General features: G+C 71.6%; 8 protein-coding genes and 1 pseudogene. 2 read left to right on the top strand and 7 right to left on the bottom strand.

From position 1 onward, the window contains the following. The first annotated feature begins 219 nt into the window (after nt 1-219). Together ACWCYO_RS39090 and ACWCYO_RS39095 are read left to right on the top strand one after the other, a co-directional pair. On the top strand, nt 220-1,338 hold the full coding sequence (locus ACWCYO_RS39090) for an alpha/beta hydrolase family protein (RefSeq protein WP_270143138.1): 1,119 nt from the start codon (nt 220-222) through the stop codon (nt 1,336-1,338). Nucleotides 1,339-1,958: 620 nt separating this feature from the next. Next, nucleotides 1,959-3,284, top strand: a complete 1,326-nt coding sequence (locus ACWCYO_RS39095; RefSeq protein WP_270143136.1) for a hypothetical protein — start codon at nt 1,959-1,961, stop codon at nt 3,282-3,284. Between the two features lie 92 nt (nt 3,285-3,376). Here ACWCYO_RS39095 and ACWCYO_RS39100 read toward each other — a convergent pair whose 3' ends face one another. The 7 genes and pseudogenes from ACWCYO_RS39100 to ACWCYO_RS39130 form a co-directional block, all read right to left on the bottom strand. Further along, entirely contained in the window at nt 3,377-4,255 is an 879-nt protein-coding gene (locus tag ACWCYO_RS39100) for a CDP-alcohol phosphatidyltransferase family protein (RefSeq protein ID WP_030285592.1), read from the bottom strand. Then, nucleotides 4,242-4,934: a phosphatidylserine decarboxylase gene (locus ACWCYO_RS39105; protein WP_270143134.1), complete on the bottom strand. Its 693-nt coding sequence runs from the start codon at nt 4,932-4,934 to the stop codon at nt 4,242-4,244. Before ACWCYO_RS39105 ends, ACWCYO_RS39100 begins: the two co-directional genes overlap by 14 nt. A gap of 518 nt (nt 4,935-5,452) precedes the next feature. Beyond that, the gene (locus ACWCYO_RS39110) at nt 5,453-6,655 is read right to left on the bottom strand and encodes an acyl-CoA dehydrogenase family protein (protein ID WP_270143132.1); all 1,203 of its coding nucleotides are present in this window, start codon (nt 6,653-6,655) and stop codon (nt 5,453-5,455) included. A 182-nt stretch (nt 6,656-6,837) separates the two neighbouring features. After that, nucleotides 6,838-7,341 carry a MaoC family dehydratase gene (locus tag ACWCYO_RS39115; RefSeq protein ID WP_270143131.1) on the bottom strand — a complete coding sequence of 168 codons (504 nt, stop codon included), beginning with the start codon at nt 7,339-7,341 and terminating at the stop codon, nt 6,838-6,840. Between the two features lie 11 nt (nt 7,342-7,352). Then, complete coding sequence (locus ACWCYO_RS39120) at nt 7,353-8,315, bottom strand: HpcH/HpaI aldolase/citrate lyase family protein (RefSeq protein ID WP_270143129.1); 963 nt, start codon at nt 8,313-8,315, stop codon at nt 7,353-7,355. Nucleotides 8,316-8,358: 43 nt separating this feature from the next. After that, nucleotides 8,359-10,389, bottom strand: a complete 2,031-nt coding sequence (locus ACWCYO_RS39125; RefSeq protein WP_270143127.1) for a protein meaA — start codon at nt 10,387-10,389, stop codon at nt 8,359-8,361. A gap of 10 nt (nt 10,390-10,399) precedes the next feature. Beyond that, nucleotides 10,400-10,567 (bottom strand): annotated as a pseudogene (locus ACWCYO_RS39130) (crotonyl-CoA carboxylase/reductase); the annotation flags it as partial.

The following is a 10,567-nucleotide window of genomic DNA, read 5'->3' on the forward strand; positions in this document are numbered from 1 at the left end:
CCACAGAGTCGGCAGTCGGAAAATCATCCAGCCCCCGGAGCGGCCACCCCCGGAACCGCCCCGGCCACCCACCCTCCCGAGAGCCCACCCCACCCCCAAACCCCAACCCACCCAAACCCCAACCCACCCGAACGGCCCAGCCCAGTGGCCACCCCCGCAGCCCCCCGGTGAACTGGTGCTCGAACACCGTCCCGTCCGTGAAACAGAGCGGGGAACGAAATGCGCTGGGGAACCGCAGCCGTCGTGGCGGCCGCCGCCGTCGGGGCCGGGGCCGCCGTCCTGGTGATCGGCCGCCGGGCCTCCGAGCGGATGGTCCACCCGAGGCCGGGCCCGGCCGGCCCGGAGGCCGGGCCCGTGGTGGTGCACAGCCTCGCCGCCGGCCGGGTCACCTTCAGCCGCCGCCCCGAGAGCCTGCGGCCCGGCCGTTGGGCCGTCGAGTGGGAGGACGGCGGTCACGCGGTGGTCCAGGAGATCCTGCACAGCGACGAGCAGGGCGTCACCCGGCGCCTGGTCCGGGCCGACCGGGGCACCCTGACGCCCGGCGCCGAGGTCCGCTTCACCCCGCGCGTGCACCTCGGCGACCCCACCACGGCGCTCGGCCTGGCCTTCACCGCCACCGCCGCGGAGGGCGAGCTCGGTCGGCTTCCCGCCTGGCGGCTCGAGGGCAAGCGCGGCACCTGGGTGATCCTGGTGCACGGTCCGGAGGCCGACCGTCAGCAGACCCTCCCGGTGCTGCCCACGCTGCACCGCCTCGGCCTGCCGGCCCTCGCCGTCACCTACCGCGGCGACGAGGGCGCCCCCGCCGCGCCGGACGGCTACAGCCACTTCGGCGAGACCGAGTGGCGCGACGTCGAGTCGGCGGTGCGGCTGGCGCTCGACAGTGGCGCGGGCCGGGTGATCCTCTACGGCTGGTCGGTGGGCGCCACCACGGTCCTGCAGACCGCGGCTCGTTCCGCCTGGGCGCACGCGATCAGCGGGATCATCCTGGACTCGCCGGTCCTCGACCTCCCGGACGCGGCTCGCCGCGACGCCGCCCGGGCCGGTTTCACCGGTGTCGCCGCCGAGTTGGGCGCGCTGGCCGCGCAGGGCCGCACCGGCGTGGACCTCGCGGACTCCTCCCGCCTCGCCGAGGGCGCGGACCTGCGCGTCCCCACCCTCGTGCTGCACAGCCCGGACGACCGGATCGCGCCGTTCAGCACCGTGCAGCGCCTGGCCGCCGCCCGCCAGGACGTGGTGAACCTCCAGCGCTTCCCGGGCGCCGAGCACGCGGCCCTGTGGAACTCGGCCCCCGACCACTACACCGAACTCCTCCGGCGCTGGCTCACCCCGCTGCTCTGAATCCACGGATCCACGGATCCACGAATTCACAGGTCCTCGGCCGCCCATCGAACGCCACGCGCCATTAGGGACACAATTTGCTCCCGAACGACGGCAAGTCGTTCGCCCGCCCACCGCACCGAAAGTCGGCCCCGCCGACTTCTGGTGCACCGCCACCACCCATCAGGCACATGCCACCTGGCCGGATCCCGGCCCTCCGCTTCCGCCCGCACCCACCCCCGCCGATCCGGAACCCCCGATTCCCACGCGGAGCATGACGGAGCGTGATCGCCCGAACGGCCAGCGCGACGCCCAGCCGCACCCCTGGCATGACCCCGCCACACGTTTCCAGCCAGGCGGTTTGCCACTGTTGCCCGATCTTGCGGAGGTGCCGTCCCGGGTCGAGCGGTCGTACGGACAACCGGATGTGACAGAAGGCCCGTGCAAGGGGAAGACTGCTCGACGTGACGTCTCGGAACCCGCGCGACCGTGATGCCCCGCTCCCGCCGACGATCGGTACCGGTGCGACGGTGACCCGTCTCCCCGGTACGGCCCACCGGCCCTCCGGTGGCAGGCCGGGCGGGGCCGGTGTACCCCGGCGACGAGGGCCCGCGCCGGCGCCCGGCCGAGGCCGGGTTCCCGTGCCGGAGGGCTTCCCCGCACCGGCCGAGCTGGCGCCGCTGGCCCGCCGGATGCTGGTGGACGCGGTGCGGATCGCCCGCTGGGCCGGGGAGCTGGAGGAGGTCGACAAGCGCGGCGAGCTGCTCCCGGAGGACGCCCGCGCGGCCGGCCGGGCGCTGGCCATGACGGCCGGCGCCGCTGCCAAGGCGTGGGGCCAGGCACTGCTGGTGGGCCTGGTGGAGGCCCGGGACGGCGGAGCCGGCCCCGGCTGGCGCCTGCACGCCTGGGAGCACGACGACGAGGCCGTGGTGCGCGGCTGGTCCGGCCTGTTCGACGCCTGGACGCTGCTCGCCCCGGTGCCGCCCGCCGCGCTGCGCGGGGTGTTCGCCGTCCTGGCCGGTCAGGCCGTGGACCAGGCCCCGCAGCTGCTGTCCTTCCTGCACCTGGTGGACGGCCCGGTGGCCGAGAGCGAACTGCTGGAGCTGCTGCGCCGCGGTCTGGACGAGCGCCGGGTCGGCGCCGGCCTCGGCAACCCGGGCCTGTCGCCGGTGCCGCACGCCGCCTCGGCGGTGTCCGCCGTCCGCGGCACCTGCCGGGCGCCGCAGATCGACACCCCGGCCGCGCCCTCGGACGTGGCCGCCGTCCTGGACTGGATGCTGGACGGCCTGGCGGCCGTCGGCGCCGTGGTGCGCAGGAACGATGCCGCTGAGCTGTCCCCGCTGGGCCACTGGGCGGTTCGGGCGAAGCTGGAGGAGATCTGCACGGTCGCCCAGACCGCGGCCGGGCACATCGAGCAGAGCGCCTTCGAGCTGCTGAACGCCTGCGCGGACTACTCGCCGGGCCCGGCCCGGGCCGAGTTCCGCGCCTGGGTGGCGGCCCGCCCGGCGGACCGCGCGGTGGCCGAGCTGCTGGACGCCGCCCAGGGCGACGACGCGCTGGTGCGCGGCCTGGCCTTCGAGGCGCTGCGGGTGGCCGGCGGTCCCGCCGAGCAGGCGGTGCGGGCGTCGGTGGACGAGCCGGTGCTGCGCCCGTACGCGCTGCTGTGGCTGGCCGAGCGCGCCGACGAGGGGGTCTCCCCGGCGGACGTGCTGGGCGCCGAGGACGCGGCCTGGCTGTGGGTGGACACCGCGGCCGCGGTGCTGGACCACGGTGAGACTGAGCTGCTGGTGGGCCACGTCGAGGGCGCCTCGGCGGGCGACCCGGTGCGGCTGTTCGCCCGTGCCCGGCAGTCCGGGCACCCCCGGGCGGCCTCGGTGCTGACGGCGGTCTCCGGCGTGCACCCGGACCCGGGCGTGGCCCGGGCGGCCCGCCGCTCCGCCTTCAGCGTCCACACCGGCGGCGCGTGAGGGAACACCGAACGAAGACGTGAGGGAACACCGAACGAAGAAGGGCCCGGAACCGTCAGGTTCCGGGCCCTTCCCACATCGCGAAAGCGGACTCAGCCGAGCCGCGACTCCGCCCGCCGGGCACGGACGTCGCCGACCTTCTGCCCGACCTTGCGCCGGATGACCAGCAGCGGCGCCATCGCGGCGAGGGTGATCTGGGCGAACGCGCCGACGTGCATCAGCGTGTCGCCACCGGGCAGCCCGGTCGCCCAGGCGGCCAGGCAGCCGATCGCCACGACGACCCAGCAGAGCGTCGCGGTGGCCAGCAGCCCCTGCGGCTTCGGGTACTCGATCCGGCTGACCATCAGGTACGCCGCGCCGAAGATGGCGAGCAGACCGGGCAGGAACGGCGGGTCGAGCAGCACGATGGCGATCACCGTCATCGCGCCCATCGGGCAGGGCATCCCCTGGAACACCCCGGGCCGCATCTTGACGGCCGAGAAGCGGGCCAGCCGCAGGACGACCGCGAGCAGCACGGTCAGCGCGATCAGCGCCGAGAGCGTCCGGTTGGAGCCCTGCGAGACCATGCCCCAGACCGCGACGAAGTAGGCCGGCGCGATGCCGAAGCTGATCAGGTCGGCCAGGTTGTCGAGTTCCGCTCCGAGGGCGGAGGAGCGGAGCTTCCGCGCCACCAGGCCGTCGAAGAGGTCGCACATCGAGCCGATCAGCAGCAGCGTGACGGCGGTGGCCGCGCTGTGCCGGTCCGGAGCGGCGTCCGGGTTGGTGATGTGCGGGATCAGGACCCCGGTGGTGATCGAGTAGATCGCCAGGAAGCCGCAGACGGCGTTCCCCAGGGTCAGGAAGTCGGCGGTGGACAGGTGCTGCGGGGAGCGCGGGGCGCGCAGTTCGCGGTCGCGCGCCCAGCGGCGGCGGCGCAGGGCCGTCTCCTCGTCGTCCAGGCCGACGATTGTCTCAGGATCAGTCACGGTCAAGGCGCGTCACCCCGGCTGTGGTCTTCTGGCCGACCTCGACGCCGACCTCGACGCCGGCCGGCAGGTAGGTGTCGACCCGGGACCCGAACCGGATCAGGCCGATCCGGTCGCCCTGCTCGACCTTGGTTCCGGCGGCCACGTACGGCACGATGCGACGGGCCACGGCCCCCGCGATCTGCACCATCTCGATGTCGCCGAGCTCGGTGTCGAAGTGCCAGACGACCCGCTCGTTCTGGTCGCTGTCCTTGTTGAACGCCGGCACGAAACCGCCCGCGACGTGCTCGACCGACGTCACCGTGCCCGGCAGGGGCGCGCGGTTGACGTGGACGTTCAGCGGGCTCATGAAGATCGCGACCCGGGTGCGGCCGTCCGGCCACGCGTCGATGCTCTGCACCACGCCGTCGGCGGGGGAGATCACTCTGCCCGTGCCGATCTCACGCTCGGGGTCGCGGAAGAACCACAGCATGCCCGCGCTGAGCGCACAGGCCGGTACCGCCGCCAGGGCCCACTTGCCGCTGCGCCGGGTGAGGGCGGTGGTCACGGCGGCCGTGGCGAGGGTGGGGACGAACCAGGGGGTGGCTCCGCGCGCGATGGTCACGCGGGGTCGCCGACCGGCCGTCGGGGCTGCGAGGGCATCGCGGTCCGTGACGGAGGTGTGAGGGGACGGGCTGATGGGCATCGAAGACCTTTGTCGCGGGGGATCATGGCCGCTGGACGGGGGCCACCGCGGGATCGGTAATAGAGGGACGGCTTGCTGTCCCGGTGGATGCTATCGGGAGCACACGGTGGGTGGGCAACCCGCCTGCTCGTTCATGTGTCCGGTGGGAGCGCGTGCACGCGTCCCGCCTCTACGACCGTAGCTCCCCCCGGTCCGGTTCCCAAGGGACCGGACACGGCTGGTGACTCTTGTCTCAACAGGTGGGCGCACGGAACCCGGTGGGGGACACGGCCCGTGGCGGTCGGAAGAAGGTGTACGGAAGCGGCCGCAGGGCGCGTCGTTGCAGCTGTACGCCCTGCGACCGCTTTCCGGAGGCCGTGCCGGACCCTGGCGGACCAGACCGGGCCCGTGACGGGACACGGCACTCTGCCGGGACGGGCCCGCACGCCCGTCGACCGGCGGTTCGGAGGGGGCCGCCCGTCAATCCGGGCGGCCCCGCAATCACTCGGTGGTCCCGCGCTCGGGCGGGAGACCGGTCGTCACTCGGCGATCTTGTACTCCTCGAGGAGCCGACGCCCGACGATCATCTTCTGGATCTCCGCAGTTCCTTCACCGATGAGCAGCATCGGCGCCTCGCGGTAGAGGCGCTCGATCTCGTACTCCTTCGAGAAGCCGTAGCCGCCGTGGATCCGGAAGGCGTCCTCGACGACCTCCTTGCAGTACTCCGAGGCCAGGTACTTGGCCATGCCGGCCTCGAGGTCGTTTCGCTCGCCGCTGTCCTTCTTACGGGCGGCCATGACCATCATCTGGTGGGCGGCCTCGACCTTGGTGGCCATCTCGGCGAGCTTGAACTGGATCGCCTGGTGCTCGGCGATCTTCTTGCCGAAGGTGGAGCGCTGCTGGGCGTAGGAGATGCCGAGCTCGAAGGCGCGCCGGGCGACGCCGCAGCCGCGGGCGGCGACGTTGACCCGGCCGACCTCGACGCCGTCCATCATCTGGTAGAAGCCGCGGCCCGGGACGCCGCCGAGGATGCGGTCGGCCGGAATCCGCACGTCCTGCAGCACCAGCTCGGTGGTGTCGACGCCCTTGTAGCCCATCTTCTCGATCTTCCCGGGCACGGTGAGGCCGGGGACGGTCGGGTTCGGGCCGAAGCCGGCCGTCTTCTCGATCAGGAAGGTGGTCATGTTCTTGTACGGGGTGTTGCCGCCCTCGTCGGTCTTGCACAGGACCGCGACCAGGGTGGAGGTGCCGCCGTTGGTGAGCCACATCTTCTGGCCGTTGAGGACGTAGAACTCGCCGTCCTTGACGCCCTTGGTGGAGATGGCCGAAACGTCGGAGCCGAGGCCGGGCTCGGACATCGAGAAGGCGCCGCGGATCTCGCCGGCGGCCATCTTCGGCAGGAAGTAGTCCTTCTGCTCCTGGGTGCCGTGGGCGTTGATCATGTGCGCCACGATGAAGTGGGTGTTGACGATGCCGGAGACCGACATCCAGCCGCGGGCGATCTCCTCGACCACCAGGGCGTAGGTGAGCAGGGACTCGCCGAGGCCGCCGTACTCCTCGGGGATGGTGAGGCCGAACAGCCCGAGCTGCTTCATGCCCTCCACGATGGCGGTCGGGTACTCGTCCTTGTGCTCCAGCTCGGTCGCGACCGGAATGATCTCCTTGTCGACGAAATCCCGCACAGTGGCGAGGATGTCCCGCTGGATCTCGGTGAGGCCGTCGGTCTGTGCGAGGCGTCCCATCGTGCGGCTCCGGAATGTCTGAAGAGGGCGGGGGGGGGGATTTCCGGGGGCCCTGCCGGCGTGGCTGCGGCAGCAGGGCCCCCGACCGGGTGGGGGTCGGCCGATGACGGCGGCCTCCCCGTCCGGGGTCTGGGTGGAACGGGTCCCTATATGTGGAACGGGTCCCTATATAGGGGTGGGGCTCAGGAGAGCGGCTCGGGGCGCCCGGGCTGCTCGCCGCCGCGCTCCTTGATGTACGTCGCGGTCGGCACCATCACCTTGCGGCGGAAGACGCAGACGACCGTGCCGTCCTGCTTGTACCCCTTGGTCTCGACGTAGACGATGCCCCGGTCGTCCTTGGACTTGGACGGCCACTTGTCGAGGACGGTGGTCTCGCCGTAGACGGTGTCGCCGTGGAAGGTCGGCGCGACGTGGCGCAGCGACTCGATCTCCAGGTTGGCGATCGCCTTGCCGGAGACGTCCGGGACGGACATGCCGAGCAGCAGCGAGTAGATGTAGTTGCCCACTACGACGTTCTTGCCGAAGTCCGTCGTCTTCTCCGCATAGTTGGTGTCCATGTGGAGCGGGTGGTGGTTCATGGTGAGCAGGCAGAAGAGGTGGTCGTCGTACTCGGTGACCGTCTTGCCGGGCCAGTGCTTGTAGACCGCGCCGACCTCGAACTCCTCGTAGGTGCGTCCGAACTGCATGGCTCAGGCCCTCAGCTTTCCGGGATCTCGAACTTGGTGGTGCGCTGCATGCCCGCGGCCCGGCCCTTGCCCGCGATGACCAGGGCCATCTTGCGGCTGGCCTCGTCGATCATCTCGTCGCCGAGCATCGCGGAGCCCTTGGCGCCGCCCGCCTCGGAGGTGCAGTAGTCGTAGGCGTCGAGGATCAGCTCGGCGTGGTCGTAGTCCTGCTGCGAGGGCGAGTAGATCTCGTTCGCGGCGGCGACCTGGTCCGGGTGCAGCACCCACTTGCCGTCGAAGCCGAGGGCGGCGGAGCGCCCGGCGACCTCGCGGTAGCCCTCCTGGTTGCGGATCTGCAGGTAGGGGCCGTCGATCGCCTGGAGGTCGTTGGCGCGGGCGGCCATCAGGATGCGCATCAGGATGTAGTGGTAGGCGTCGGCGTTGTAGCCGGGCGGCTGCTCGCCGACCACCAGGGACTTCATGTTGATCGACGCCATGAAGTCGGCGGGGCCGAAGATGATGGTCTCCAGCCGGGGCGAGGCCTCGGCGATGGCGTCGACGTTGATCAGGCCCTTGGCGTTCTCGATCTGCGCCTCGATGCCGATCTTGCCGACCTCGAAGCCCATGGTCTTCTCGATCTGGGTGAGCAGCAGGTCGAGCGCCTTGACCTGCTCGGCGTCCTGGACCTTCGGCAGCATGATGCAGTCGAGGTTGGGGCCGGCGCCCTCGACCACGGTGATCACGTCGCGGTAGGTCCAGTGGGTGGTCCAGTCGTTGACGCGGACGACGCGGGTCTTGTTGCCCCAGTCACCGTTGTTCAGCGCGTCGACGATGTTGTGGCGGGCGCTCTCCTTGACCAGCGGGGCGCAGGCGTCCTCGAGGTCGAGGAAGACCTGGTCGGCCGGCAGGCCCTGGGCCTTCTCCAGGAAGCGCGGGTTGCTGCCCGGTACGGCGAGGCAGGAGCGGCGCGGGCGCAGGCGGTTGACGTTAGTCATGAGGGTGGTTCGGTTCCTTCCCAGTGGTCAGCTGGTCAGCCGGTCAGTTCGTGGCCGCGGTCGGTGCGGACGTCCACGGCTGGAGCTTGTTGGCCAGCCGGATCTCGTCCACGATCCGGCCGATGATGGTGGTGATGCCGAAGTCCTTCGGGGTGAACACGGCGGCGACGCCGGCGGCCTTGAGGGCCTCGCCGTCAGCTGCCGGGATGATGCCACCCACGATCACCGGAACATCCTCCACCCCGGCGCGGCGCAGCCGCTTCAGGACGTCCGGCACCAGCTCGCCGTGGGCGCCGGAGAGGATGGACAGACCCACGCAGTGCACGTCCTCGGCCACGGCGGCGGAGACGATCTGCTCCGGGGTGAGCCGGATGCCCTGGTAGACCACCTCGAACCCGGCGTCGCGAGCACGTACGGCGATCTGCTCGGCACCGTTGGAGTGCCCGTCGAGGCCGGGCTTGCCGACCAGCAGGCGCAGCTTGCCGGCGCCCAGCTCCGCGGCGGTGGCGGCGACGGCGGCGCGGACCTGCTCCAGCTCCCCGCCGGGCTCGGCGGCGACCGCGACGGGCGCGCCGCCCACGCCGGTGGGGGCGCGGTACTCGCCGAACACCTCGCGCAGGGCGAAGGACCACTCGCCGGTGGTGACGCCGGCCCGGGCGCAGGCGAGCGTGGCCGGCATCAGGTTGGCCTCGGTGCCGGCGACGGTCTTGAGCTCGGCCAGCGCCTGCTGGGCGGCGGCCTCGTCGCGCTGTCCGCGCCAGGCCTCCAGGGCGGCGAGCACGGACTGCTCGGAGGCCGGGTCGACGACCATGATCGCGGTGTCGAGGTCGGCGGTGAGCGGGCTGGGCTCGGTGGTGTCGAAGCAGTTGACGCCGACGATCTTGTCCTCGCCGGACTCGATCCGGGCCCGGCGGGAGGCGTGCGAGGCGACCAGGTTGGACTTGAGGTAGCCGGACTCGACGGCCGGGATCACCCCGCCCATCTCCAGCACCTTGGCGATCTCCGCCTCGGCACCGGCCAGTAGCGCGGCGGTCTTGGCCTCGATCACCTCGGAGCCGTTGAAGATGTCGCCGTACTCCAGCAGGTCCGACTCGTACGCCAGCACCTGCTGGATCCGCAGCGACCACTGCTGGTCCCACGGGCGGGGCAGGCCGAGCGCCTCGTTCCAGGCGGGCAGCTGGACGGCGCGGGCGCGGGCGTCCTTGGAGAGGGTGACGGCCAGCATCTCCAGGACGATCCGCTGGACGTTGTTCTCCGGCTGGGCCTCGGTCAGGCCGAGCGAGTTGACCTGGACGCCGTAGCGGAACCGGCGCTGCTTGGGGTCGGTGACGCCGTACCGCTCCAGCGTGACCTTCTCCCAGAGCCGGGCGAAGGCGCGCATCTTGCACATCTCCTCGACGAAGCGCACGCCGGCGTTGACGAAGAAGGAGATCCGGGCGACCACGTCGCCCATCCGCTCGGCGGGCACCTGGCCGGAGTCGCGGACGGCGTCGAGCACCGAGATGGCGGTGCACATCGCGTAGGCGATCTCCTGGACGGGCGTGGCCCCGGCCTCCTGCAGGTGGTAGCTGCAGATGTTGATCGGGTTCCACTTGGGGATGTTGCCGACCGTGTAGGCGATCATGTCGGTGATCAGGCGCACCGACGGGCCGGGCGGGAAGACGTGCGTCCCGCGCGACAGGTACTCCTTGACGATGTCGTTCTGGGTGGTGCCGGTGAGCTTGGCGATGTCGGCGCCCTGCTCCTCGGCGACCACCTGGTAGAGCGCCAGCAGCCACATCGCGGTGGCGTTGATCGTCATGGAGGTGTTGGTCTGCTCGAGCGGGATGCCGTCGAACAGGGTGCGCATGTCGCCGACGTGGCCGACCGGGACGCCGACCCGGCCCACCTCGCCGCGGGCGAGGATGTGGTCGGAGTCGTAGCCGGTCTGGGTCGGCAGGTCGAAGGCGACGGACAGGCCGGTCTGGCCCTTCGCCAGGTTCCGCCGGTAGAGCGCGTTGGAGTCGCTCGCGGTGGAGTGGCCGGCGTAGGTGCGCATCAGCCAGGGGCGGTCGCGCTGGACACGTTCGCTCATCAGATCCGTCTCACACGTTCCGGAAGCGGTTGATGGCGGGCAGGTGCTTCTCGCGCAGTTCGTGGTCGCGCACGCCCAGGCCTTCCTCGGGGGCCAGGCAGAGCACGCCGACCTTGCCCTGGTGCTTGTTGTGGTGGACGTCGAGGGCGGCCTGGCCGGTCTCCTCCAGGGAGTAGAC

This window comes from Kitasatospora sp. NPDC001683 (assembly GCF_053596495.1).